Genomic DNA, 25,160 nt, shown 5'->3' with positions numbered 1-25,160 from the left:
TTTCTTTAATGGTTTAAAAAAAAAACGGTAATTGAAATAAAATATTTGGAATGGAGTGAAAGCAAGGACCGATGACTGGCCCTTGCTTCGTATCAACTGATTTGTTCTTGCTTCGACTCCCACGCCTCAACGTGCTCTTTGCCCGGTAAGTCGACGTCATCCCGCCTGAAGTGAGGGTCTTTCCCGGCCCGCTTCTGCGCGACGTAGTCATCGAGCAACACCTTGGCGACATTACTGAGTCGGAAGATGGCGTACATGTTGACGAGCGCCATCATACCCATGAAGATGTCGGCAATCGACCAGACGAGTCCGGCCGATCGCACGGCGCCGAACATGACCATCCCGACGACGGCGATTCGATAAATGACGAGATAAATTTTCCGTTCTGAGATAAATTCGATGTTCGTCTCGCCATAATAGTAGTTGGCCAAAATCGAACTGAAGGCGAATAAGAGAATCGCAATCGTCATGAGCGATGTGGCGACCGGGCCGATTTCCGTCAACAACGCCTCTTGCGCGAGCTCGATTCCTTGCAGCTCTGCTGATCCCGGTACGCCTGAAATCAACACAATCATCGCTGTCGCCGTACAGATGAATAGCGTATCGACGAAAACGCTGAGCGATTGAATCAGTCCTTGTTTCACCGGGTGACTGACCTCGGCCGTCGCGGCGGCGTTCGGAGCTGAGCCCATCCCAGCCTCGTTCGAGAATAGTCCCCGACGAATCCCTTGCAGGACGGCCGCTCCGATCGCACCGCCGAACAACTGTTGGAAACCGAACACGCCTTCAGAGAAGATGGCCGAGAAGACGGCCGGTACGACATCGAGGTTCGTCAGTACGACCCAGAGTGCCAAGAGGATATAGCCTCCGGCCATGATCGGGACGATAATCCCGGACAGTGTCGAGATCGAACGAATCCCCCCGAAGATGACAATGCCTGTCACGACTGCAAGGATGAGACCTACCCATACAGTGTCAATGTCAAAGACGTTGTTGACGGACAAGGCGATGGTATTCGCTTGAACGGAGTTGAACGCGAATCCGAATGAAAATGTAATTAAGATTGCGAAGACGATGCCGAGCCACCGCTGGCCGAGCGCGCGTTCGATATAATACGCCGGTCCCCCGCGCCACGCCTTCCCGTCATGCACTTTGTACACTTGGGCGAGCGTGCTCTCGACGAACGCCGAGGCCGAACCGATCAACGCGATCAGCCACATCCAAAAGACCGCCCCCGGTCCCCCGAGCGCGATGGCTGTCGAGACACCGGCGATATTCCCTGTCCCGACCCGGGCAGCTGTACCGATGGCGAACGCCTGGAACGAAGACACTTGACCTTTCTCATGCTTCATCCCTTTGACAAACAACAGTTTGAACATCTCCGGTAGCATCCGGAACTGCACGAACCCCATCCGGATTGTGAAGAAAATCCCACCGGCAATCAACACAAATATAAGGACATATGTCCATAGCAAATCGTTCGCCTGCATGACAATCTCTTGAAAGTCCACGTTTCATCCCTCCTCTTTACGAAGTCCTTACCCGCTCTCTTACAGGGGGAAACGAATCAGCAATCGGAGACGGCCTCGACGATTCGTTCACAGATCGCGTGCGTCTCTAAGCTGTCTTTCCCTAATACCGAGTCGTTCTGTTCTCCGGCAATCAGTTTCAAGAACGCATCAATCATCGCTGTAAACCCGCGCCGGGCAAGATTCGACTCCCACGGATTCAACGCCCGTTCGAGCGAACCGCTTGCGGTATAGTCATACACCCGCTCGACGTCACGAGAGACGCGCTTCAGGTTAGGTGACATCACTTCCATCACTTCTTCCGTACAGCCGTTATCCCGGTTCATAATGCCGATCGCCTCAATCCCGCCGGCTGTGAACTGGATTTGCACTTGTTTCAAAATGTCGCCCTCGAACCGTGGTCGGACCGTGAGAGCCTCGATCGGCTGGCGCCCCGTCAAATACCGGAGTGTGTCAACGACATGGACGAAGTCCTCGACGATGAACTCTCGGAGCGTCGAAGGCTGGTAAATCCGATTCTTTTGAATGAGCACCATGTTCTTCGACTCGACTTCTTGTAGCGCTCTCGTTGCCGTGGCGAAGCGACGGTTGAATCCGGTGACGAGTTCGACACCGTTCGACTCCGCGAGCCGCACGAGACGTGCCGTTTCCTTTAATGTGAACGTGACCGGCTTGTCGATGAACACATGCCGTCCCTGATTGAGCGCATACGCCACTTGCTCGACGTGGGCGGCCGTCGTCGAGTGAATCAATACGGCGTCCGCCTCTTCGAGCGGTGCCGCCTCAAGCGAACGGGAATGCCCGGCGAACCGATATTGTGCAACGAGCTGCTCGGCCTTCTCTTGATCACGAGAGACGAGATGCACCTCCACGCCATCGAGTCCGGCGTATACCGGTAAATACGCTTTCTTTGCGACGTCCCCTAACCCTACAACGACTACTTTCATTTTTCCTTCACTCCTATCCCGTGAACTGAACAAAACCCCAAGGCGTGTGCCCGGGGCCGATGTTTCAGCGGATTGCCAATATTTCAAAGCTCGTGATCGGCTTGCGAATCGCATCCGATACAATCTGATACATTTGGGCCAATTGCTCATTATCGTTCAAATCCGGCGTGCGGTCGAGTTGGACCTCGCACGTCCGTGTCGTCCGTTCTTTGTCTTGAAACGCATATTCGACAGTATATGTCTGCATAACTCGTCTCCTCTCAAACGATGTATACGTATGTATAGCCTGTATGGAAATGATTGAAACGCGTCGACGTTTTGATTGTAACATGGTTCGGCGGTGTCCCGGCACATTGCGCGTCTTTAATTAAGATGAATCGAAGTTCTTGTCAAACACGTTGAACATTCCTAAACTAGATGAGTATGCCAAAAATCAGGAGAGTACATATGAAACTTTTTCGTTTGTTATTCGCAGTTCCACTCATTCTTTTGCTCATAACCGGCTGCACGTCCGAGACAGACTCTGTCACGCAGGCGCCTAACGAGACGGAGGCAAGTCCCGTCGAACCGACATCCGTCGAGCGAACCGATTCGTCCGACCGCTTCGAAGGGTTCGAGCTAATCGAAGTCGATGGCGGCGATTTATCCGGTCAACGGAGAGCGAACGTCGTCGTCGATATCGGCTATGGCGACCGCACCTATTGGGCATTCACGAACGAATATGGCCAACTCGTGCGCGTCATCGCCGATGAGATTATTTTACAAGACGATGCCACGGAGGGCGTCAACGCCTCGGGACGCTATTATGCGGACGAGGCAAAAGTTCCCGGGACCGAACAAAGCGACCTTGATGAAGGACATGTCATCGCCGACTCGCTCGGAGGTGTCTCGAACGCCTATAACATCACCCCACAGAACAGTACGCTCAACCGTCATGGCGACCAGGCCTATATGGAGACAATCATTCGTAATGCCGGGGGCGTCACCGACTTCGAGGCGCTCATTTCATATCCGGACACCGTGACGCAAATCCCGTCTCGCTATCAATACACGTATACGCTGAACGGAAACGTCATCGTCGACACGTTCGACAACGTCAACCCAGACGACGTGAACGCCTCACTTGGTCTGACCGAACCGTCGTCAGACACGAGCCTACCCGCTGACGAAGGTGACCTCACGGCCGTCGACAAGAACGGCAACGGACAAGTGACGATTCAAGAAGCGAAAGACGCCGGGTTCACGATGCCGATCACCCGCGACCATTGGCTCTATCCGTATATGCGAGACAATGACAATGACGGTATGGTCGGCGAATGACATCATCTGGCTTCAAAAGACGCCCTTTCTCATTAGAAGGGCGTCTTTTTTGTCGCGTCAGACCGCTTTCTTTTGCATCCATTTCATCAAATTCGAGGTGACGCCACGTGGCAAGAACCGTTCTCCGAAGACGAGCGACTTGTTCGGCAAGCCGTAAATCGCGACGACTTTCCCCCGCACCCACGAACGGTAGCCGAACGCGGCCACGTCTTTCGCCGGGACGGGTCGGAATCGCTCGAACAGGACCGACTTCTCGAGACCGGTGACGTCGGCAAACCCGGTATCTGTCGGTCCGGGGCAGAGCGCGGTCACGGTGACGCCGCTACCGGCAAATTCGGAAGCCAACGCCTCGGTGAAGGAGAGCACGTACGCCTTCTTCGACGCATAATAGACCGCCATCAACGGACCAGGCTGAAAGGCGACGATCGAGGCCAGATTGATCACCCCTCCTCGTCGACGCTCGAGCATCGCCGGCGTATAAAGACGCGTCAATGTCGTCAATGTGACGATGTTCACTTGTAACATGTCATGATTCTTTTGCACATCCGTCTCGATAAAATCTCCATAATCGCCGAATCCGGCGTTGTTAACCAACACATCGACGTGCCGTCCACTCCGCGTCGTCTCAGCATATAGCGCGGCGGCGTTCTCCGGTAAAGACAAATCGAGCGGAATCGGTGTGACCGTGACCGGATGTTTCGATTCAATCGATGCTTTCAAATCCTGTAATCGATTCTCGCGACGGGCCACGATAATCAAATCGTATCCGTTGCTCGCGAACACGTGTGCCAGCTCGAGCCCGATTCCACTCGATGCCCCCGTGATGAGTGCTGTCTGCTTCATCCCATTCGCTCCTCCTTTAATGTTGACGACGTAAACATTACTTACGTTTAGATTAAGACCTCATGTTTACACCGTCAACATTTTTCTTTTATAATGGTGAGACAGACGAACACGAAATGAGGGATCGCATGAAGCAGAAAACGTATCATCACGGCGAGCTTCGTCAAAAGTTGATCGATGAAGGACTTTCGTTAATCAACGAAGCCGGTGTCGACGGGCTATCGATTCGAAAAGTCGCCGAACGTTGCGGGGTGAGCCACGCGGCGCCCTATCGGCATTTTACGAGCAAGGACGATCTAGTTCAAGCGATTGGGCAGATGGTGTGGAACGCTTTCTCGACCGCGCTCAAGAAGGCGGTGACGGAAACAGACGACCCGAAAGCGCAAATCGTTAAGATGGGCGTCTGTTATGTTCAATTTCTCATCGAGCATCCCGCATACCGGTTCTTTATCTTCTCTTCCGATCAAGCCGTCCCCATCAAAATCGGGGCAACGGACATCGACTCCTCGGTCGAGGCATTCAATGTATTTCACACGAGTGCCGTTAACTATTTGGCTACGACGTCGACCGACACGTCTGACTATCCAGACAAGACCGTCCTCATGTGGAGCACGGTCCACGGGATGGCGTTATTGATTGCGAACGAAAATCTCGTATACGACGGTGACGACCTTGCCTGGGTCGAGTCGATGTTACAGCTTTATTTTAGCTAAGCCAACACAAAAAGGCCGCAGACGTCCGTCTACGACCTTAAACCGCTCACGAAGCGGTTTTTTATTTACCTTCTGTTGTCGGCTCGACCGGACGTCTCGGTGGACGTTTGCCGAAGAACTGGTAGTATTGTGTCTCGATATTTCCGTTATAGAGCTTGCGTCGTTTCGTCGCCGGACGACCGTACGCCTTCTCAAAGTCCTCATAGCTCGTCAACATGTAGACACTATAGCCCGGATACTTGGCGAACTGTTGTCCAATCCGTTCATACAGATCGATAATCTCTTCTTCCGTCTGCAACCGCTCCCCGTACGGCGGGTTCCCGATGATGACGCCGTATTCTTCTTTCGGCTTCAACGCGGCCGCATCACTATGGACGAACGTGATGGCGTCACGAACGTCGGCAAGTTCGGCGTTGTCTTTGGCGAGCTTGACCATGCGTGGGTCGAGGTCGATGCCGTAAATTTTGAGCGGTTTGTCCCACTCGGCTTTCTCGTTCGCCTCGTTGATCGCCTCGTACCAGGCTTTCTTCGGCACGCACGGCCAGTCTTGTGAGCAGAACTCACGGTTGAGGCCAGGTGCGATATTGCGCCCGATGAGCGCCGCTTCAATCGCGAGCGTCCCGGAACCGGTGAAGACGTCATAGAACGGCATGTCCGGCTTCCAGTTCGTCAGCTGAATCATCGCCGCGGCCATCGTCTCTTTGAGCGGCGCCTGTGAGTGGAGCTCACGGTAGCCACGACGGTGAAGCGCATCCCCTGACGTGTCGATCGTGATTGTCGCCACGTCTTTCAACAAGGCGACTTCAATCGGATAGTACGCACCCGTTTTCGGGAGCCACTCGCCCGGCTTGTTATACCCGCGTTGCATCGCGTCGACAATCGCCTTTTCCGTGATTTTCTGACAGTCACGAATCGAGAACAATTTCGACTTGACCGAGCGGCCGTCGACGATGAAGCGAGCGTCCCACGGCATGAGATCCGTCCATGGCAATTCGACGACGCCGTCGAACAGTTCCGTGAACGTCGTCGCCTTGAACTCGGCGACAACGAGCTTGACGCGATCTGCCGTCCGGAGCCATAGGTTCAAACGTGGGATGTCCTCCATCTCGGCATCAATATAGACGCGTCCGTTCTCGACTTCACACGTGTAGCCGAGGTCGCGCACTTCTTTGGCGACGAGCGCTTCAATGCCCATCGCTGCAGTGGCAATCAGTTTTCGTTTTGCCATATTATCCCCTACTTTCTATAAGTGTTACTCCTAAAATGGTCATGTAAAAAGGAGCTCAAGTAGGATTGCTTGAACTCCTGGTCGATGTTTAATAAGAGACTATGCTGCCCTGTAAGCCATGTTCTGTACTCCGGTGCTCGTAGCGGTCTCCCTGGCACGATGGAGTGACAATCATCTATCTGCGCCGCTTGGCGCCTTCCGTCCCGTTCGATTCCAGTCAGGAAGTTCCCCTACCATAGTTTGGGTTTCTCGCTCGTGGGGTTTACCTCGTTCCACTCTGACCGTTTCCGGACAGACTCCGTCACTGTGGCACTTTCAAGAAGCTTGCACCATATCCGAGGACTTAGGTGCTTCTTCTGCCGTCAACTTGCGTTGCCTACACTTATCGTTTCGTGTAGCACGATCACTACAGCCATCACAGGCTGTGCGAGCATGGACTTTCCTCAAAGCTTGCGCCCCGCGATTGTCCAGACCTCATAGTCACCTCAATCATTGTAGCCGATAAACGTCTCGTTGACAACCGACAACCTGAACTTGATTTTCATGGCCGTCAGCGCTAAAATAAGGCGTGTTCCATTGAACAAGGAGGGATTTTGATGCGTCAAGATGCAAAGAACGGTTGGATTCAACGGCTGACCTATGTGATTGAGATCGATGACATTAAAGCGCTCCACCTGAACAACGGCGTCTTCGCCTTCTATCGTAAGAATCGACTCGTCCAAGGGTTCGAGCCGTTTGACATCAAAGCACCGAATGAATTGTCAAAACGGCCGTACCACTTCGATCATCACAACTTGGCCCATCTCCATGAACGTTTCCCTGAATCGATTCCGATGTATGACGCATCGATTCAGACACGTCGTGCTTGGAGCGACCTCGTCCGCGCCGGCTTGTGCGACATCATCGCCGACGGCAAGTTAAGTTTTGAACATATCGATGACAACGGGAACGTGCTAGAAGCGAGCATTCGTTGGATTGGTGAGGCCATTACCATCGATTAACTATATAAAACCACCATCAAGTGCGACGAATCGAACCTGATGGTGGTTTTTTATGTTTCTTCAATCGTTTCCGTTGGTTCTTCTGGCTGTGGTGCCGGCGTGAACGTCGTCGAGACGATGCGTTCGGTGAGATCGGTCGGTTTCAAGACGACCGTCAACTTCGCGGCCGTATCGCCTCGGACCGGGAACGTGCCCGGGACGTGGAGCGCCTCATACACCGTCTTGCCGCTCGCGTCGAGAATCGTCACCGTCCCTTTCCGCGTCGTCGTGACCGAGAACGTCGCCTCGTCGGCCGCCTTCACCGTCACACTCGTTTTGACCGGATTGACATACGTGACGTTGCGGCTTGACGCCCGTTTATACTTGCCGTCCGTCACGACGGCCGTGAGCCGATACTGTCCGCTCGGCAACCAGTCCCCGCCAGCATACATCGTGAATGCCCCGCCGTTCGCCGGGAGCGTCTTCAGTTTGCGCGTCCCTTGATAGAGCGTGTACGTCGTCTTCAAGTTCGGACGGTTCATCACGCTCAGTTTCGCTTCTTGAACGTATCGATTCGTCAACGTCGCCGGCGCTGATAGGGTTACCGGGCGCGGGGTCGCATCGAGCAACCGCTTCGTGTTCAGTTCCGTGTATGACTTCCCGCTCACACGCGGCATCTTTTGAATCAAGCCGTCGACGTCAGTCGGGGTCAGGAACGGATTGACCGATTTGACGAGCGCGATCCCCGACGTCACCATCGGCGCGGCCATCGACGTCCCGTCCATATAGATGAAACTGTTCTTCAAGCCGAGCGATAAGACGTTCACTCCCGGTGCAACGACTTTGACTTGGCTGTCCATGTTCGAGAACGCGGCGAGTCGATGTCTCGAATCCACCGCTCCGACAGCGATGACTTCTTTCATGTTGGCCGGGAACGAGACTTTCGTCGCCCCGTCATTTCCCGAAGAGGCGACGATGACGACGCCTTTCGCCCGGGCCCGTTTAATCGAATCGGCCAGTACTCGGTCATAGTCTTGTCCACCGAGCGACAAGTTGATGATGGATGCGCCCTTCACCACGGCCGTATCGACGGCTTTCGCTACCGTCCAAGAATCGGTGAACTCAGAATTTTTTCCGTAAAACACGTTATAAAAATGATAGCGAACGTTCGGGGCAAGGCCGGCGATACCATACTTGTTGTGTAGACCTGACATGATTCCGGCCGTATGGGTACCATGATAGTCGAGGCTATATGGCCCTTTCATCGAATTGACGACGCGTGGGACGTTCAGCAACTCTTTATGGCTACGGTCGGCCGACGAATCGATGAGCGCGACGACAATGTCACTCGATCCGCGTGTCGTGTTCCACGTCAAGTCGGTTCCGGTTTGTTTGATGTAATATTGGTTGCCGACGCGCGGCTCTGCGACGACGTATCCATGTTTCTCAAGGATGACCGGTTTATTAGCCCCGGCCGTCGTCGGGACGAGCAATGCCAACGCCGTCACTAAGATTATTTTTTTCATCGCCCTACGCTCCATTCACAATGCACATGATGAGACCATTATCTCAAATTTCCGATGTGATTTCCCTTTTTTCACAAAAAAAGAGTATGACATTTTTCACGTCTTCACCAATAGTCGGGCTCTTCGGGATGCTCCATGTCGAACTCGACAATTTTTCCGATCGTCAAATACGTATAGTAACGAGCGAGCTCCGTCCGGTACGGATCCGGACTGAACCCTTCTAAGTCTTCACCGAGAGGCGAACCATCAATCGTCTCGAACTGTTGACAGAAGAAAGACTCCGTCTCGCTGTTCCAGATGATTTTGTCTCCGATATACCCGCTACCGAAGCGGATATAGTCGATGACAGACGGGACGATCACCTCGGCAGGAAGCCGTTCGCTCATCCGGCCGACGAGTTCATAGCGGTCCCGTTCCGCAAACGTCGCCTCTTCGAGTGACGTGCACTTCAACACTTCTTTATTGATCTCAATCAAGACGATATAGTCGCCAGACTCAATCGACAGCTTCATCTCATCACCTCGTCTCTACATCCCTTATTCACTCTATCTTAACAAATATTCGGAAGATTGAGCCGAATTCCTGTCAGCCTGTACAAATTTTCCATTTGGTTCATTCCATTCACATGAGGAAAACGGTTTTTGTTATACTAGACGTATATGACCGTAGAGAGGAAGTGCATCATGGCCAAACGTCCCTTGACCCCACGAGAAAGTGAACTGATTGCGACAGCTCTATTCGTGATTGGCACCGTTCCATATAATGGACACATCGACCGTCTCGAGTCGCTGACCCTTCGCGATATCGCAGACGATTACTTAGCCGGAAAACGTACGGTCGCTGACGCAATCGAGGCACTCGACCAATACATTTACGTCCGGCGCCACCGGTTCAAAAATGTGACACCCCATAACCTGTGGACGCTCGACGATCGGACCGAACAAGAGGCACTCCGTTACATCGTTCGACGACCCGAGTTGAAAAAAGGACAGACGCTAAATAAAAAAAATCAACCGTACCAAGTCGGACAAGATGTCGAGTTTAAAATCGACAAACACGTCGACCGTGGCCAGTTCCGGATCTATATCGGCAAACAAAACGGCTATACGTTCAAGGCCCAATCGAAAGACAAAGAGAAACTGAAGTCAGCGAGCGGCTGGATCACCCACATGGACTTGAAAGACCGTCTCGTCTTCGTCAACTTGACCGATTTCGGTCGCCAAGAAATCGAGCCGGAGATGCGACAGGCGCTTGAATCGATGAGCGCTTCCTTGCTCGGTTGGTTCGCCACGGCGACGCTTCCGTCCGAGGACGAGGCGAAGATGGCGAAACAAGTCATCGCGACGTTGCAACGCCGAGACAAACCGTACTGGTTCACGTTGACGACGGCGATGAACCATCCGAAACCCGAGCATGTGAAGCGCTGGGGGGCCTTCATCAACTTGCTCGTCAAGGCGAGCACCGGTGACAAGACGGCCATCGAGACGATTGAGACGCAAGAAGACAAATACTTCAAGGATGCCTTATTACGGGCGATGCGTGCCCTTCACAGCAACTTAACAACAACGTAATTTCTTAACGGCAACGGCAAACGTCGCTGCCGTTTTTCGTACGGATAGAAAGGACGAGACCGATGCATGTAATGATTGTGGAAGACGACGAACAAATCCTTCATTTAGTCGACGAGACGCTTCGTCGCGCCGGGCACGTGACGACACTCGCCACGAACCCGATTTCTGCGGAAGAAGCGTTCATGACGGACCCACCGGACGCGGCCGTCATCGATGTGTTGCTTCCGGGGATGGACGGTCGAGAGCTATGTCGCCGGATGAAGGCGACACTCGACATTCCCATTATTTTATTGACCGCGCTCGGTGAATGGGACGACAAACGTAGCGGCTTTGAACACGGCGCCGACGATTACATGACGAAACCGTTCATTCCGGATGAACTGTTGTTCCGCTTGCAGGCGATCGCGAAACGGTATGAGCTGACGGCAGCGACATTCATCCATGTCGGTCCGCTCTCGCTTGATTTGCGCGATTATCGCGTGACGTTATCCGGCGAGACGATCCATCTGCCGAAACGCGAGTTCGAGCTCCTCTATCAACTCGCCGCGTTCCCGAGCCGTGTGTTCAGCCGCGAAGAATTGATTGAACACGTATGGGGACTTGACTTCGACGGGGACGACCGGACAATCGATGTCCATATTAAACGGCTTCGGACCCGTTTAGTAAACGACCGAGTCACGATTCGGACGGTACGTGGGGTCGGCTATACGTTCGAGGTGACCCCATGAAAACCCTCTATACACGAATCGTCCTCATCGTGTTCATGATTTTACTTCTCTCCGGGGCGATCGCCCTTCTCGTCAGTAATTTCGCTTATTACACGTGGTGGCAACCGTCCTATAGTGAGAAGACGAGTGAGACGGCGAGCACGGCAATCGGATACTTCTCGAATCATACAGACCAGGACGAGTCCGCCTTCTATACGCTCCTTGCCCGAACCGGGTACCAGCTTTACGTCGTCAAAGCCGATGGTCGCGTCGTACGTTACGGCGGTACTTTCCGAGATGAGTCGATTGACGACCAGATCGTCGCCTCGGTGCGGAACGGCGCGGTGTATGAAGGGATGCGCGATTATCCGTTCCATTTGTTTCTACTCGGCTTGTTTGACAACGAAGTCGTCAACACGTACGGGTTTCCGCTTGAAGGCATAGACGGGGTCGATGCCGTGTTCATGCGACCGGACTTATCGGCCCAAATTCGCGAACTGCATCTCTTTGTCGGCTTGTTTTTCGCCCTGCTGACCGGTTTGGCTTTTCTCTTGATTGCGGTCGCGACGCGTTCCATCATCAAGCCCGTAAAAGCGTTGACGGACGCGACAGCATCGGTCGCATCGAGAAAGCGGCCACGTGACTTGCCGCTCGAACGTGCCGATGAGATTGGGATTCTCGCTCGCCGCTTCGATGACATGGCGCGGACGATTGAGACGTCTGAACAAGCGAGACGACGTTTCGTCTCGAACGTCTCGCACGAGTTTCAGACCCCGCTCACGTCCCTTTCTGGCTACGCCTCGACGCTCGTCGATTCGACCGAGGGGGAAACACAACAATATGCAAAAATCGTTCGTGCTGAGACGACGCGGTTGTCGGCGTTGACGCATCAACTACTTCTCCTTGCCCGTCTCGATGAGGCGAACCTCTCGCTTGACCAAGACGTCCCGCTTGCCCCGTCAATCGAAGACGCGGTACGCGGTCTCTCGTTCCAACTCGACCGAAAAGGGATTGCCGTCGTCACCGACCTCGACGACATCACCGTAAAAGGCGACCCGATTTTACTCGCTCAAGTGTGGGCGAACTTGCTCCAAAACGCGATTCATGCCTCAGACGAAGGCAGTACGATCCGTGTCCAGTTGAGACGAGACGAACGTGTCACGATCACGGTCTCAGACGAGGGAGATGGGATGGATGAGGCGACGAAAGCACGTCTGTTCGAACGTTTCTTCCAAGGTGACGTTTCCCGAGGCGCGGCCGGGACCGGGCTCGGTCTCTCAATCGTCCATGACATCGTCGCCTTGCACGGTGGCACGATTCACGTCGACTCCACGCTCGGCTCAGGGACGACGTTTACGATACAGTTGTGACTTGTTCATCTTCTGTTCATATTCGTTCGTTATGCTTCCTTCATCGACATGAAGGAGGCTTTTTTATGACACTCGGATTAAAAGAAATGTGGCGAAAGCGCCGACAGTTCGGGCTCATCTTATTCATCACGCTCGCCATCGTCTTGTTGACGACGCTCATCACCGGTCTAGCGGACGGACTCGCCTACGATAACGGGGCGACTGTGCGTGAACTCGACGTCGACACGTTCCACCTCACAGCAGACGCGGACGGGCAACTGACGCGCTCGTTCATCGAAGGCACGCCTAACGCGGCGATGACCCCGCTCGCTGTAAAACCACTCACATTCGTGAAAGGATCGAAACAGGACGCGACGCTGTTCGCCTTACCGAAAGACTCGACGATTGGACCTGCCCTCAATCTTTCCGTCGGGGAAGTCCTCGTAGACCCAAGTTTTTTAGAGACGTATGCGATTGGGGATACCGTCGAGGACTTTGCGAGCGGATACCGCTTCACGATCACCGGGGTGACGGACGGACGATTCAGCCACGGCCCTGTCGTCTGGACGACGATGGAGACGTGGAACGCTTATCAGAAAGCTGCGGGTGGTCCGTCCTACGTCTCGGCCTGGCTCGGCGACGGCGACCCGCCTCTAACGAAATACTCAAAACAAGACATCATCGAATCCGTACCCGGTTATTCCGCCGAACAAGGTACGTTCACGATGATGCGCGCGTTTCTTCTCGTCATCGGGGCGTTCATTTTGACCGCGTTCTTCTACATGGTGACGTTACAAAAACTGCCGCAGCTCGGCATATTGAAAGCGATCGGGATTCGTTCCCAGACAATCGGTGTCGCGCTCATTTCCCAAGTGCTCGTCACCGTCGTCATGGCGAGCTTGGTCGCGACGTTCGTCACTTTATTGGCAACGCAAATCGTTCCGGACACGGTCCGATTCAAGTTCGAGTTGACGAACATGACGCTTTATAGTGCACTGTTCGTCATCATCTCGGTTCTCGGAACCGTGTTACCGTTACAGACACTTCGTCGGCTCGACGCTGCCGACGCATTAGGAGGTCGCATCAAATGAAATTAAGTGGTATATATCACGCCTATGAACAGCCGATTTTATCTGGAGTCGACTTAAGCGTCGCCCCAGGTGAGTGTATCGGCATCATCGGACCGAGCGGCAGCGGAAAAAGTACGTTGCTTCAAATACTTGGTCTATTAAAACGTCCTAATGCGGGCAGTCTGTTCTTCGATTCGGTCGACGTGTTTACTCTCGACGAGGAAGCTCGGCGAAAATTACGATTGAACGAAATCGGTTTCGTGTTTCAAGACGCCCACCTCGTCCCGTATTTGACGGTGCGCGAACAGCTCGAACTCGTCCAAGGCGAGAGCGAGACCGAAGGCGACGCGATAGGATTGTTGACGGACCTCGGATTACGGCATCGCGTCACCGAGCTGCCAGAACGGCTCTCTGGTGGAGAGCGGCAACGGGTCGCCGTCGCCCGAGCCCTGATCAATGACCCACAGCTCATCTTGGCCGACGAACCGACGGCGAGCCTCGACTTCGTGAATGGTCGTCTCGTCATGGAACGTCTAGCCGATGCGGCTCATAATCGGAACAAACGCGTCCTCGTCATCACGCATGATGAGCGCATGCTCGACGTGTGCGATCGTGTCCTCCGTCTGCGTGACGGGCAGTTGATCGCTATATAGAAAGGGAGTGGCTTCGTCGCCACTCCCTTTCGTTATGACCCGACCTGAGGCCGAGCGTTGCGGATTCTCTCGAGATGATACGTCAACCACGCGCTGAACGTCACGTGCACGGATAGCTTTCGGGACGAATCAATCTTCATATGGTGAATCGTGAGTAACCGTTCTTCGACGTGGTGCGAAACGAGGTACACGTCCGTTAAAGCGAGGAGTGCACGCATAACTTCTTCCGGCCGAACCCCTGTTTCGACGGCGAGCGCGTGAACGGAAACGTGCAAGTCACGAGTTGCCTCGGCATATTGCTCCATCAAGGCGTCAAGCACGGGCGATAAATGCCTCGTCGCCCGCCTCCCCCGTTGCTGGATTGAAATCCCTTCTTCGGTCACATAATGCGTCTGCCCTGCTACACAAGCTTGAATCCAGCGATCTATCGCCTCACGCGTCACATGAAGTCCCCCTTTTCATCTACCACACGAGCATAGTCTGGGGCGAAGAACGATGCAACGGCCGTTTGTTGAAGAATCGATTGAGGGAATCGTCTCGTATTCCCCTATCCCGACAACTCGTACGTGAAGCATACGACGTGTTTCGGGTACAATGATGGAGAAAGGAGCGATGTTCATGCAATCAAAATGGAAATACGGGCTCGCGACACTGTTCACCGGCTACTACGCCATCAGTTATTACGCCTTCAAACGGATGACACGAGGGAAACGGAAGACGCCTGAGATGTTGCTCGCGCCGTATACGACAGAAGATCAATCGTTTTATCACGACGTGCCATTCGAACACGTCTCGCTCCAATCTCGAGACGGCTATCGGCTCTATGGCCGTGTCTACCGGAATGGCGAGGCAAAGAAATGGATCGTCTTCGTCCACGGGTATACGGCGTCGCATAGTTTCATGGCACCCCACTTGGCCATGTTCCATCGGCTTGGCTATAACCTGCTCGCTGTCGACTTACGGTCTCATGGCGAGTCAGAAGGCGTCTACGCCTCGTACGGGTATCATGAAAAACACGATATCGTCGACTGGGTCGAGTGGCTCCGGATGAATGAACCGGTCGAAGCGATTGGGTTGCACGGCGTATCGATGGGTGCGGCGACCATCCTTCAGGCAGGACCGCTCACGGACGTCGACTTCTTGATTGCCGAGTGTCCGTTCGATGACTTGCGTCAACTGATGCGCCATCAATTGAACAACTTGCACCGGATGCCGGGGGACTTCCTCTTACCAGGAATCGACTACTTTTTATGGACACGTGCCGGATTCCGGATGCATCAAGTGAGTCCAAAACGTGCGCTCGCGGAGACGAAGGCGCCCGTCTTGTTCATCCATGGGACACGTGATGACTTCGTCCCGACGTGGATGTCGGTCGAGATGAACGCACTTAACCGTCAAAACGAGATTGCGTTGATTCACGATGCGGAACATACGAACTGCATCTTGAAAGACCGCGACGCCTATGAGTCAGCCGTCACAACGTTTTTGGCTCGTCGACATGAATCGGCCCTGCGACCAGATCAAGTAACACATGTAAAATCATGATTGGCCAAAGGACGCCCATCGCCAAAAAGAGAAAGCCGAAGAGGAAGCCGACGGAACCGGTCACGACCACACCTCGAACACCTTGATACGCATGGGCTACACCGAACAGGGCCCCGCTCACCAAGGCGAGCCAAACGTCTGAGAAATCGACATACAAGGTGACTGTGTAAATCAACACCCCGCGGAAGATAAATTCTTCCGTGATTCCGGCCGTGAACGAGACGGCTTTCCAAGCCTTGGCCTCTTCATTCGTTCGCGGCAACAGCACTTTTTCGATTTCAAGTTCATAGTGCGGACGAAGCCGCTGGCGGAGCCGTTCTGAAGTCAAGACGGATAAGTAGAAGACGAAGAGACTGCCCATGAGGACGCAACTGAACACGAAATAGTTCCATGCCCGTTCGTCGGCCGCGTCCGGCATGAACGCGAGACCGACCGCTTCAAACGGCACATCGAACAAGAAGACGAGCGCGAGGAGCAAGAGCGATAAGCCCCAGGCGGACTTGATTGACTCTTCGTAGACACGCCCTCGTCCGAGCGAAGTGATCATCGATTTCATCAAGCGGGCATTGAACAGCTGAATGATTAATAAATAGGCGAGAATCACGGTAAAGACGATTCGTTCGAGCATCGATATCCACTCCTGTCCTTCCTGTTAGCTATATGCTACACTATTCGGGTATTGTCTAGAAAGCTAGGAGGCGGTATCTTGAAACGATTGATGCTGCGACTGACCAGTATCATGCTTGTGGCGGTGTTGATCCTCGCCGCAATCGGCTGGTTCGGTCAAGATGAAAAAGTGAACAACGCCCTTTACCGTGCCTATTATGGAGATCACGGCGTCCCGGCGAATCACGTCTCGGTGTATGAGGACGCGGCGGATACGTATGATGTCGATTGGCAGTTACTCGCCGCAGTCCATCGCGTCGAGACGATTTTCTCACACAGTGCCTCGATGCGCTCATCGGTCGGTGCCATCGGTCCGTTCCAGTTCATGCCCCGGACTTGGCTCGGCTGGCAATATGACACAGACGACCAAAAAGGGGATGTCCCTGAGGATGAAGTCGATTTGACGGATGTGACGTTGATTGAACAGTATGGCGGGCTCGGTCGTGACGGCAACGGTGACGGACAAGCCGACCCTCATAGTCTGATCGACTCGGCCCATGCGGCCGCATACTACTTGAGTGAACACGGTGGCCGCTCGACCGACTCGACCGACTCGATTCGTTCAGCCATCTTCGAGTATAATCGCAGTGAACAGTACGTCGACAACGTCATGTCGTATTACGAACAATACCAAGAGGAAGTCGTACTCTTGCCCGGTGACGGGAAGTCGACGAAACAACAAGTCGCACGCTATGCGATTCGTTACTTGGAATGGTTCGCGAGTCTGACATGACCGTATATCTTTAGTTGAAGTGAGGAAACGATATGAACACACACATCGAGGAAGTGACGATTCGCGTCAAGTCGTTCTTTAATGACGACAAGACGAAACGCTACATGCGGTCCTATGAGTTTACTGACGTCGTTGACGGGGTGATTTGCGCCGTCATCATCTACTCCCCTCGAATGAGTGACGCGTTCTTGTCCGGGACGACGACGCAACGGGCGTACATGCTCATGCGCAATCATCTCGACAAACCGATTCGGGAAGTGCGCGTCATCAGTCTCGTCCCGACGCTCGCCATTAACGACAATCTCCCCTACGTCGAATCGCAACTCGACGAGACGAACTTCCATTACGTCGAAGAGACGCTCGACGAAGTCGAACAGAGCGGCGGGATGGCCATTGTCGGCTGGGGATCACCCGGTCGTCTCATGCATCACTCGACCGCGTACAAAACGCTGTTTGCTGACCACGAGGCGAACATGTTCTGTATCGGGACGACGTCAAAAGGTGAGCCTCAACAAATCCGAATGGCGAACGAGAACACGGTGCTCGAGGCGTTTAACAACGAATCAGTCAAACCGAAGTTCCGCATCGTCAAAGAAACGAAACAGGACGACTCTGAGTGAGTCGTCCTGTTTTAGCGTATTCCAATCCACACACTCACTCCGAACAAGAGAAGTAACAATGACGCCAACAACATGTCGCTTCGTGTGACGGGCACGACTTCGTATGTTGTCCGCTTATCTCCTGTGAACGCCCTGGCCTCCATCGAGAAGGCGATTCGTTCGGCTTGGCGAATCGAACCGGCAAGGAGTGGGATCAACAATTTCGGGACATGCCGAACGTGATCGAGCCGCGTCTCAAGACGGACTCCCCGAAGCGCATGCGTCTCGTAAAGCTGCATCATTTCATGTTTTAAAATCGGAAAGAAACGAAACCCGACGAAGACGCTATAGGCGATCTTCGGTGATAACTTCCCTTGCTGCATCAGACTATACACGAAACGCTTCGGATCCGTCGTCAACGTAAAGAGGAGGGACAACGCCGTGAACGCCAATACACGCAAGGCGAGCGTCACCGCGAGCATCACGTTCTCTTCCGTGACGTTGTTCCCGAACAACACGAACACGACCTCCCCGCTCGACGCTTTCCCGAAAACGAGCGTCGTCCAGAGGGTGCCAATGGCGGTCAATAAAAACGGGATCATGAAAAGCCCCCACCGCTTCCAGCTGACGTTCGCAAAAAGGGACTGAAGGACGAGCGTGCCAATGAAGACGGCGAGTGGCGTCCATGGATTGAACATGAAAGCGAGGCCGAACATGAGGCAGGTCACGGTCACAAACTTGACGGTCGGATTCATCTCATGAAACGTCATCCTGTCCCCTCCGTCAGTAAGCCATGAGCCTGAAGCAAGTCAGCATCATCCCAAAGTGACGTGTCGTACGGCCCACTCAGCTTCCCATCTCGCATCAAGTAATAGGTGTTCGCGGTCCGGGCAAAACTGAGATCGTGCGTCACGAACAACACCGCCTGCCCCTCGCGAGCACGTTCGGCCATCAACTGGTGGAGCGCTCGGAGCGACGACTCGTCCTGTCCAGCGGTCGGTTCATCAAACGCGATCAGGCGTTTGCCAGACAGCATCATCACCCCGATGGCAAGCCGTCGCTTTTGGCCGTGGCTGAGTGAGAGCGGATGGGCGTCACGCAACGTCTCGAGCCCGAGCCGAGTCAATAATTCATCAATCGGCCGGTCGTGACCATAAGCGAGTTCTCGTGTCACTTCCCCCGTGATAAACAAGTGCGCCGGGGACTGGGGGACGAGCCCGACGTCCCGATGATTCCGAGCCAGGCTTTTGAGCCATGTCGACTTGCCGCTTCCGTTTCGTCCAAGGATGGCGACGACTTCTCCCGCGGCGACGGTCAAGTCGCTCGCTGCCAATTCAAACGTTTCTCGATTTATTTTCGGTATGTGAAATAATAAATCATCTGTCCGTGGCATCTGAATCGGTTCGAACTCATAATCCGGACGAGGCGTGAACGGCCGGTCGTTTATGATGCACCCGGTCTGAAGCTCGATTTGTCGGTCAAAGAAGCTTCCCCATAAGGACGGCCGATGGTCGATGACGACGACGTTGACGGTACGGGCGGCGACGTCGAGCCAACGGACGAATCGTGCGGCGGTCTCCGGGTCAAGATGCGCGAGTGGTTCATCAAGCAGAAGCCATTCCGGCCGACCGACCAAGGCGCAGGCGACGGCGATTTGTTGTTTCTCCCCGCCTGACAGGTCGTGGATCCGACGATGCCGATACTTGCTTAAGTGAAGCGTCTGTAACATCGCCTCGATACGCCCCATCATGGCTTCCCGGTCGACTTGGAAGTTTTCAAGCGTAAAAATCAGTTCTTCCTCGACCGTCTGCATGACGAACTGACTATCCGGGTCTTGAAACACCGTGCCGACGCGACGATTCACCTCACCGGGCCCGTATGTCTCATACGACCGGTCGAACAATCGGAGTTTCCCTGTGACGATGCCGTCACAATTGTCCGGGTAGAGACGGTTCATCATGGCGAACAGTGTCGATTTCCCCGACCCGCTCGCCCCGGTGATGAGCGTCCTGCCGTCGCGGAGTGTGAACGTCACGTCGGTCAACACGTCGGTCGGTTTACCGGGGTAACGAAACGTCAGCTGCTCCGCCTCAACCATGGGCACGTCCTTGTCGTGCAAGGGCGTAGCCTTCGAGGGCTCCTGTTCTGAGCAACAAGTCGCTTAAAATCTTCCCACCGAGCCCTGCGATGAGCATCCCACTCGTCGCGCGCAGAGCGAACATCGTCGCCACATAAGTCGGACTGAGTGCGGCGAGGCCGCCCATGACGTATGTATAGGCGAAACTCGTCACGGCCGCACCGAAGCCAGCGAGCATGAGCACCCACAGGTCATATCGTTTATACCCGGTGACGGCGAACGCCGCTTCGGCTCCGAGTCCTTGAATGATCCCGACGAGAATGATGCGTGGCCCGATTGCGTTCCCAATCATCATCTCAATCGTCGCCGCGAGCACTTCCGACAAAAAGGCGGCACCGGGCTTACGGATGATATAGGCGGCGATAATCGAGACGATGAACCAAATTCCGAAAATCCACTCGTAGGCGATTGGCCCAATCAGCCCAGCCCACAAATTTCCGACGTGGACGAACGCCAAATAGACGACGGCGAAGACGACCGATAAAATCGACAACAAGACGATCTCTTTTAACTTCCACGACTTAAGCATTGTTTTGTCCCTCGTGTGACGGACTGTTCACACTGAACGTGACCGTCATGACGACGTGGCTCGTCTTCGCACGCACCCGGTCGAACGTCGCCTCGTAAAACGAGAATACCGGCTCGATGTCGCCATGGATGCCGGAGGCGTAATGCATCGAGTCATTGAACACACCGCGCGCTTTTGCAAAGTCGATCTCTTCATAGATGATGTCCATATACGTTTCGTCCCCGAGCGGATAGAGTGCGAACTGGGATGAGACGTATTGGTTTTCGACCGAACCGTTCGCCGGCTCGTTCGTCACGTCGAGCAAGTTGTCCCCCGTCGTGTCGCCAGGGCAGCCGACCGAGAATGTCCCGCTCATCGAGACGTGCACCCCCGACTTCGTCGCATGAGATAAGACGGCCTTGGCCACATCGAATACGTGCTCACTCCGTCCCCGGATGACCGTCGAGACGTCATCAGTATGGCGCCAGACGTTCTGTAAGTCCGTCTCCTTCAGTGCGCCTTTGATGACGCTCACGAAATCGGACGTCATCGGGCTGAGTGTAAAGCGGAACCCGACAATCGGGCTCGTTCCACATTGGTTGTTCATGTTCTGTTCCCCCTTTATCTGTATGCACGAAAAAAGCCGCATCCATGAGAATGCGGCCACTCGTCCAATTAAAGTCCATCAGAAAAAGTGCCACACTTCCTCACGCCGGTATTACCCGGATCGAGTCATAAGGGATCGGAGCCATGCTCACATCTCAGCCGAAGCACCCCTAGTGTAGTCCAATGTATGCGGTTTGTTCATGCAAGGAACAGTATAGACGACCAATTTCGATTTGTAAACGGTTTATGAGAAAGTGACAACGCCATTCCCCGGAAGCGTGTCTTCGAGCATCGTCCAATCGAGCGCCATCTCTTCGTCAGTCAACAGGCAAGTATCAAGCATCGATTCGACACGCGCACGGTCCATTCGCTGTCCAATTAAAACGAGCTCGGTTTGGCGGTCGCCGTAAGGCTCGATATAGTCTTCGGCGAGCTCCGGTTCTGCCGCGAACATAAGCCGGCGCTCCTCTTCCGGAAGCGTCGCGAGCCACCGCCCGGCGTGCTCGAGCGTCGAGGCGTATCCGGCCTGCGAGAACAAGCAGGCGAGGTCGTTACGCGAAGCAATCCATAAAAATCCTTTTGCCCGCACGATTTCCTCAGGGAACTGCTCAATCCACGCATGAAGTCGCGCTGGGTGGAACGGACGACGGCGACGATAGACGAACGAGCTGATGCCGTACTCTTCGGTCTCCGGCGTATGTTCTTCCGCCTCAAGCTCTTGAATCCAGCCGGCCGAATGCATCGCCTGCTCGAAATCGAACAGGTTGACGTCGAGCAGTTCGGTCAAGTCGACGTTCGAATGAACCGAGGTCAATAGTTTTGCAGACGGGTTGAGCGTCTTCAGCAGACCGGCCATCTCGTTCAGTTCGGCCTCCGACACCCGGTCGGCTTTGTTCAAGACGATGATGTCGGCGAACTCGACCTGGTCGACGAGCAGGTCGACGACTTCACGGACATCCGTCTCATCGATTGCTTGTTTCCGCTCATGAAGCGACTCACCGGAATTGAAATCTTTCAAGAAACGGTAAGCATCGACGACCGTCACCATCGCGTCGATATAGACACGGCTCGTCAAGTCGATGCCGAGCGCGTCATCGGCGTACGTGAACGTCTGGGCCACCGGGATCGGCTCCGAGATCCCAGAGGACTCGATGATAATTCCGTCGAGCTCACGGTCGTTCGTGAGCGCCTGTACCGCTTCGAGCAAGTCTTCACGGAGCGTGCAACAGATGCAGCCGTTCGATAGCTCGACCAATTTCTCGTCCGTTCGAGAGAAGCCCCCTTGCTCGATTAAGCGCTCATCAATATTTAACTCACTCATGTCGTTGACGATCACGGCGTACTTCTTGCCGGTCCGATTATTTAAAATATGGTTTAGCAATGTTGTCTTGCCGCTCCCGAGATAGCCTGACAATACAGTGATGGGAATGCGTTTCATAAATTAACATCTCCTAAATGGTAATCATTACATTTTAGATAATGAACGGAATCCGAGTTTCTGTCAACAAAAAACACGCTCGGATTGAGCGTGTTTTCGTCAAGGTTAGTCTTCGAGTGCTTTTCGTTCCGCCTCGGAACGTGGATAAGCGTTCGCTTGCCATTCGGCACGATAAATCGAATCGAGTTGCGTCAAACCGACCTCGTCCTCATCTTTGTCCGCGTCCACGCTCGGCGTCTCATCCCATTTTGGTTCAAGATAAGAATGGTCGTTCGCCGCGCGGTCGTCGAGATATTTCTTAATCCCGACCCGGGCCACCGCGGCGAGCGCAAGGCCAATTCCTGCGCGAACGAGCAGTCGTTTCACCATCGTCCTCCCTCCTTAACGTCCGTAACGATAAAGTGGCATCCCCTTCACGTCTGTATCGATTTTAAATACGGATCCGGCTTCCGGATATTTTTCAAGCGCCTCGTCATCCATGCCTTCACGAGCCGTCGTGATGGCGAGTTGCTTCAAATCGTCCCCGACGAAACAACAAGACGTGACGTTCGGCGCCGGCACGTTGACTTCAAGTACTTTATCGCCCGTTTCCGGATTCCAGCGCGAGACGCGGCTGCCGGCGAAGTGCGCAATCCATAAGTGGCCTTCCTCATCCGAGGTCATGCCGTCAGGGAATCCTTCTTCCTCTTTGAAGTCAATGACGGCTTCCCCTTCCCCGAACGTGCCCGTCGACAAATCGTATGCATATCGCCGAACCGTCTCGGTCGGCGTATCGATGTGATAAAACCATTGATGATCCGGCGACCATGTCAAACCGTTTGAGAGCGTCAGACCGGTGAGCATCTGTTCGGTCGTCCCGTCGCGGTCCAACCGGTACAGCGTCGCCTCGTTCTCTTCGTCTTCGAGGTGAAGCGTCCCCGCAAAGATTCTACCGTATGGGTCGGCTTTGCCATCGTTGAATCGGAGCACGCCGTCCGCGTCGTCGAGTTCGACGATTTTATCCAATTGTTTCGACGTCTCGTCCCACTCATAAATGCCGTCCTTCAGTCCGACGATGACCCCGTCCGTCACTTTCGGGACGGCAAATCCGATCTGTTGGCCCATGTCCGATGAAGAGAGTTCATCCTCTTTCTCATCGTACCACCAGAGGGTATGCCCTTCGATGTCGACCCAATAGAATCGCTTCAATTCAGCGTCCCAGCATGGCCCTTCCCCAAGCGTATTTCTGACTCGAATCCAACATGTCGCGTTCACGTTCTCCATTCAAATAGCCTCCACTCTCTCCTGTGATATCAGAGGACTATTCCCTCGAGTCGTTGTCTCTATTCCTGTTTCTGAAAATTGTTTCTCCATGGATTCAAGAAAGGAACAAAAAACTCCCGCTACGCGAGCGGGAGAATCGAGTTATTTGGCACCTTCGACGTTCATATGTTTACTGCGGAGCTGACCGCAGGCCGCATCGATGTCGGTCCCGTGTTCGAGGCGGACCCCTGTGTTGACACCACGTTTCTTCAAAATGTCGTAAAACGCCATGATGTCTTCAGACGTACTTCGTTCGTATTGAATGTGTTCGTTGACCGGGTTATACGGAATCAAGTTGACGTATGATTTGTCTTTGATGTCCGCAATCAAGTCAGCGAGCTCTTCGGCATGTTCCGGCAAGTCGTTCACTTTCGAGAGAAGAATGTACTCGAACGTGATCCGCTTGTTCGTCTTCTCGACATAATAGCGGATGGCCGGCATGAGCTTGTCGAGCGGGAACGCACGGTTGATCTTCATGATCTGTGTTCGGAGCGCGTCGTTCGGCGCGTGGAGCGACAGCGCCAAGTTGATGCGCAAATCGAGGTCGGCGAACTTGTAAATCTTATCGGCGAGCCCACTCGTCGAGACGTTGATTTTCCGCGGCGCGATGGCGAGACCGCGCTCGTCTTTGACGACACGAAGGAAGTCGACTAAGTGATCGAAGTTGTCGAACGGCTCCCCGATTCCCATGACGACGATATGACTGACGCGGGCCCCTTCCCCGACTTCGTCCAAGAAATGTTGCACGGTCATGATCTGTTCGACAACTTCGCCTGCCGTCAAATCGCGTGTCTTCTTCAACAGACCGCTCGCACAGAAGCTGCAACCGATGTTACACCCGACTTGTGTCGTCACACAGACCGAGCGACCATATTTATGGCGCATCAACACCGTCTCGATGTAGTGGCCGTCGTGAAGTTTAAGTAAGAATTTGACCGTCCCGTCGTCCGCCTCTTGTTTGACGAACAACTCTTGTGTCGAGATGACATAACGTTCCGCAAGCGCTGTTTTCACTTCATCTCGCACGTTGATGGCATCCATCGACTTGACCCGGTCGATGTAGAGCGAGTCCCAAATTTGTCTCGCGTGGTAGGCACTGTATCCAAAATCGACACAGACGTCCGTGAGCTGATCAAACGTCAGCCCGTATATAGATGGTTTCATTGCAATCTGTCCTTTCTTCAATCCGC

The 25,160-nt window shown here is 54.0% G+C and carries 28 protein-coding genes, 1 other RNA gene and 1 riboswitch; of the genes, 11 read left to right on the top strand and 18 right to left on the bottom strand.

The genetic code is table 11. The features are described 5' to 3' along the window. Nucleotides 1-92: 92 nt before the first annotated feature. The 3 genes from KNP92_RS06340 to KNP92_RS06330 all read right to left on the bottom strand — a co-directional run bounded on the left by KNP92_RS06340 (nucleotide 93) and on the right by KNP92_RS06330 (nucleotide 2,723). Entirely contained in the window at nucleotides 93-1,490 is a 1,398-nt protein-coding gene (locus tag KNP92_RS06340) for an alanine/glycine:cation symporter family protein (RefSeq protein ID WP_251136512.1), read from the bottom strand. Between the two features lie 77 nt (nucleotides 1,491-1,567). Then, nucleotides 1,568-2,476, bottom strand: a complete 909-nt coding sequence (locus KNP92_RS06335) for a Gfo/Idh/MocA family protein (protein ID WP_214838695.1) — start codon at nucleotides 2,474-2,476, stop codon at nucleotides 1,568-1,570. Nucleotides 2,477-2,540: 64 nt separating this feature from the next. Continuing rightward, nucleotides 2,541-2,723 (bottom strand): hypothetical protein, encoded by a 183-nt coding sequence (locus KNP92_RS06330; protein WP_214838692.1) that lies wholly within the window; start codon nucleotides 2,721-2,723, stop codon nucleotides 2,541-2,543. Nucleotides 2,724-2,923: 200 nt separating this feature from the next. Between KNP92_RS06330 and KNP92_RS06325 the strand changes: the two genes are divergently transcribed. After that, the gene (locus tag KNP92_RS06325) at nucleotides 2,924-3,796 is read left to right on the top strand and encodes a DNA/RNA non-specific endonuclease (RefSeq protein ID WP_214838690.1); all 873 of its coding nucleotides are present in this window, start codon (nucleotides 2,924-2,926) and stop codon (nucleotides 3,794-3,796) included. Nucleotides 3,797-3,853: 57 nt separating this feature from the next. On the opposite strand, the gene KNP92_RS06320 is transcribed toward KNP92_RS06325, so the two are convergent. Then, a complete protein-coding gene (locus tag KNP92_RS06320) occupies nucleotides 3,854-4,639 on the bottom strand; it encodes an SDR family NAD(P)-dependent oxidoreductase (RefSeq protein WP_214838683.1) in 786 nt (261 codons plus the stop codon). 128 nt (nucleotides 4,640-4,767) lie between these two features. On the opposite strand from KNP92_RS06320, the gene KNP92_RS06315 reads away from it, so the two are divergent. Then, nucleotides 4,768-5,352 (top strand): TetR/AcrR family transcriptional regulator, encoded by a 585-nt coding sequence (locus tag KNP92_RS06315; RefSeq protein WP_214838681.1) that lies wholly within the window; start codon nucleotides 4,768-4,770, stop codon nucleotides 5,350-5,352. 61 nt (nucleotides 5,353-5,413) lie between these two features. Here KNP92_RS06315 and KNP92_RS06310 read toward each other — a convergent pair whose 3' ends face one another. Together KNP92_RS06310 and rnpB are read right to left on the bottom strand one after the other, a co-directional pair. Continuing rightward, on the bottom strand, nucleotides 5,414-6,580 hold the full coding sequence (locus KNP92_RS06310) for a THUMP domain-containing class I SAM-dependent RNA methyltransferase (RefSeq protein WP_214838679.1): 1,167 nt from the start codon (nucleotides 6,578-6,580) through the stop codon (nucleotides 5,414-5,416). Nucleotides 6,581-6,687: 107 nt separating this feature from the next. Further along, nucleotides 6,688-7,055, bottom strand: an RNA gene (rnpB, locus tag KNP92_RS06305) — RNase P RNA component class B. A 121-nt stretch (nucleotides 7,056-7,176) separates the two neighbouring features. Between rnpB and KNP92_RS06300 the strand changes: the two genes are divergently transcribed. Then, on the top strand, nucleotides 7,177-7,581 hold the full coding sequence (locus KNP92_RS06300; protein WP_214838677.1) for a hypothetical protein: 405 nt from the start codon (nucleotides 7,177-7,179) through the stop codon (nucleotides 7,579-7,581). A 50-nt stretch (nucleotides 7,582-7,631) separates the two neighbouring features. Here KNP92_RS06300 and KNP92_RS06295 read toward each other — a convergent pair whose 3' ends face one another. Both KNP92_RS06295 and KNP92_RS06290 read right to left on the bottom strand, forming a co-directional pair. Then, the gene (locus KNP92_RS06295; protein WP_251136412.1) at nucleotides 7,632-9,086 is read right to left on the bottom strand and encodes a S8 family peptidase; all 1,455 of its coding nucleotides are present in this window, start codon (nucleotides 9,084-9,086) and stop codon (nucleotides 7,632-7,634) included. A gap of 104 nt (nucleotides 9,087-9,190) precedes the next feature. Then, the gene (locus KNP92_RS06290; RefSeq protein ID WP_214838673.1) at nucleotides 9,191-9,598 is read right to left on the bottom strand and encodes a hypothetical protein; all 408 of its coding nucleotides are present in this window, start codon (nucleotides 9,596-9,598) and stop codon (nucleotides 9,191-9,193) included. 171 nt (nucleotides 9,599-9,769) lie between these two features. Here KNP92_RS06290 and KNP92_RS06285 point away from each other — a divergent pair, with 171 nt between their 5' ends. The 5 genes from KNP92_RS06285 to KNP92_RS06265 all read left to right on the top strand — a co-directional run bounded on the left by KNP92_RS06285 (nucleotide 9,770) and on the right by KNP92_RS06265 (nucleotide 14,436). After that, a complete protein-coding gene (locus tag KNP92_RS06285) occupies nucleotides 9,770-10,657 on the top strand; it encodes a hypothetical protein (protein ID WP_214838671.1) in 888 nt (295 codons plus the stop codon). A 62-nt stretch (nucleotides 10,658-10,719) separates the two neighbouring features. Continuing rightward, complete coding sequence (locus tag KNP92_RS06280; RefSeq protein WP_214838669.1) at nucleotides 10,720-11,385, top strand: response regulator transcription factor; 666 nt, start codon at nucleotides 10,720-10,722, stop codon at nucleotides 11,383-11,385. Further along, nucleotides 11,382-12,734 (top strand): sensor histidine kinase, encoded by a 1,353-nt coding sequence (locus tag KNP92_RS06275; protein WP_214838667.1) that lies wholly within the window; start codon nucleotides 11,382-11,384, stop codon nucleotides 12,732-12,734. Before KNP92_RS06280 ends, KNP92_RS06275 begins: the two co-directional genes overlap by 4 nt. 65 nt (nucleotides 12,735-12,799) lie before the next feature. Next, on the top strand, nucleotides 12,800-13,804 hold the full coding sequence (locus tag KNP92_RS06270; protein ID WP_214838665.1) for an ABC transporter permease: 1,005 nt from the start codon (nucleotides 12,800-12,802) through the stop codon (nucleotides 13,802-13,804). Then, nucleotides 13,801-14,436, top strand: a complete 636-nt coding sequence (locus KNP92_RS06265) for an ABC transporter ATP-binding protein (protein ID WP_214838664.1) — start codon at nucleotides 13,801-13,803, stop codon at nucleotides 14,434-14,436. Before KNP92_RS06270 ends, KNP92_RS06265 begins: the two co-directional genes overlap by 4 nt. Nucleotides 14,437-14,468: 32 nt before the next feature. Here KNP92_RS06265 and KNP92_RS06260 read toward each other — a convergent pair whose 3' ends face one another. Continuing rightward, entirely contained in the window at nucleotides 14,469-14,879 is a 411-nt protein-coding gene (locus KNP92_RS06260; protein WP_214838662.1) for a hypothetical protein, read from the bottom strand. A 175-nt stretch (nucleotides 14,880-15,054) separates the two neighbouring features. Here KNP92_RS06260 and KNP92_RS06255 point away from each other — a divergent pair, with 175 nt between their 5' ends. Next, complete coding sequence (locus KNP92_RS06255; protein ID WP_214838659.1) at nucleotides 15,055-15,981, top strand: alpha/beta hydrolase; 927 nt, start codon at nucleotides 15,055-15,057, stop codon at nucleotides 15,979-15,981. Here KNP92_RS06255 and KNP92_RS06250 read toward each other — a convergent pair. Further along, nucleotides 15,911-16,609, bottom strand: coding sequence for a CPBP family intramembrane glutamic endopeptidase (locus KNP92_RS06250; RefSeq protein WP_214838657.1), 699 nt, complete (start codon nucleotides 16,607-16,609; stop codon nucleotides 15,911-15,913). The genes KNP92_RS06255 and KNP92_RS06250 overlap by 71 nt on opposite strands. A 78-nt stretch (nucleotides 16,610-16,687) precedes the next feature. Between KNP92_RS06250 and KNP92_RS06245 the strand changes: the two genes are divergently transcribed. Continuing rightward, nucleotides 16,688-17,380, top strand: a complete 693-nt coding sequence (locus KNP92_RS06245; RefSeq protein WP_251136411.1) for a lytic transglycosylase domain-containing protein — start codon at nucleotides 16,688-16,690, stop codon at nucleotides 17,378-17,380. A 32-nt stretch (nucleotides 17,381-17,412) separates the two neighbouring features. Continuing rightward, nucleotides 17,413-18,000, top strand: a complete 588-nt coding sequence (locus tag KNP92_RS06240; protein WP_214838655.1) for a DUF1643 domain-containing protein — start codon at nucleotides 17,413-17,415, stop codon at nucleotides 17,998-18,000. A gap of 11 nt (nucleotides 18,001-18,011) precedes the next feature. Here the strand turns inward: KNP92_RS06240 and KNP92_RS06235 are convergent, their stop codons facing one another. The 8 genes from KNP92_RS06235 to rlmN form a co-directional block, all read right to left on the bottom strand. Next, a complete protein-coding gene (locus KNP92_RS06235; RefSeq protein WP_214838653.1) occupies nucleotides 18,012-18,749 on the bottom strand; it encodes an energy-coupling factor transporter transmembrane component T family protein in 738 nt (245 codons plus the stop codon). Further along, on the bottom strand, nucleotides 18,746-20,077 hold the full coding sequence (locus tag KNP92_RS06230) for an ABC transporter ATP-binding protein (RefSeq protein ID WP_214838651.1): 1,332 nt from the start codon (nucleotides 20,075-20,077) through the stop codon (nucleotides 18,746-18,748). Before KNP92_RS06230 ends, KNP92_RS06235 begins: the two co-directional genes overlap by 4 nt. Further along, nucleotides 20,070-20,645, bottom strand: coding sequence for an ECF transporter S component (locus tag KNP92_RS06225; protein WP_034806559.1), 576 nt, complete (start codon nucleotides 20,643-20,645; stop codon nucleotides 20,070-20,072). Before KNP92_RS06225 ends, KNP92_RS06230 begins: the two co-directional genes overlap by 8 nt. Continuing rightward, nucleotides 20,638-21,231, bottom strand: a complete 594-nt coding sequence (locus KNP92_RS06220; protein WP_214838649.1) for a YkoF family thiamine/hydroxymethylpyrimidine-binding protein — start codon at nucleotides 21,229-21,231, stop codon at nucleotides 20,638-20,640. Before KNP92_RS06220 ends, KNP92_RS06225 begins: the two co-directional genes overlap by 8 nt. An 80-nt stretch (nucleotides 21,232-21,311) precedes the next feature. Beyond that, a riboswitch (TPP riboswitch) is annotated at nucleotides 21,312-21,412 on the bottom strand. Between the two features lie 62 nt (nucleotides 21,413-21,474). Beyond that, nucleotides 21,475-22,668, bottom strand: coding sequence for a GTP-binding protein (locus KNP92_RS06215; RefSeq protein WP_214838647.1), 1,194 nt, complete (start codon nucleotides 22,666-22,668; stop codon nucleotides 21,475-21,477). 105 nt (nucleotides 22,669-22,773) lie between these two features. Next, entirely contained in the window at nucleotides 22,774-23,037 is a 264-nt protein-coding gene (locus KNP92_RS06210) for a hypothetical protein (protein ID WP_214838645.1), read from the bottom strand. 12 nt (nucleotides 23,038-23,049) lie between these two features. Next, nucleotides 23,050-23,931, bottom strand: a complete 882-nt coding sequence (locus KNP92_RS06205) for an SMP-30/gluconolactonase/LRE family protein (RefSeq protein ID WP_214838642.1) — start codon at nucleotides 23,929-23,931, stop codon at nucleotides 23,050-23,052. Nucleotides 23,932-24,072: 141 nt separating this feature from the next. Continuing rightward, a complete protein-coding gene (gene rlmN, locus KNP92_RS06200; RefSeq protein ID WP_214838640.1) occupies nucleotides 24,073-25,134 on the bottom strand; it encodes a dual-specificity RNA methyltransferase RlmN in 1,062 nt (353 codons plus the stop codon). Nucleotides 25,135-25,160: the final 26 nt, after the last annotated feature.

The organism is Exiguobacterium sp. s122 (genome assembly GCF_018618475.1).
Taxonomy (GTDB): domain Bacteria; phylum Bacillota; class Bacilli; order Exiguobacteriales; family Exiguobacteriaceae; genus Exiguobacterium; species Exiguobacterium himgiriensis.
This window is presented reverse-complemented; position numbering and strand designations above follow the sequence as displayed.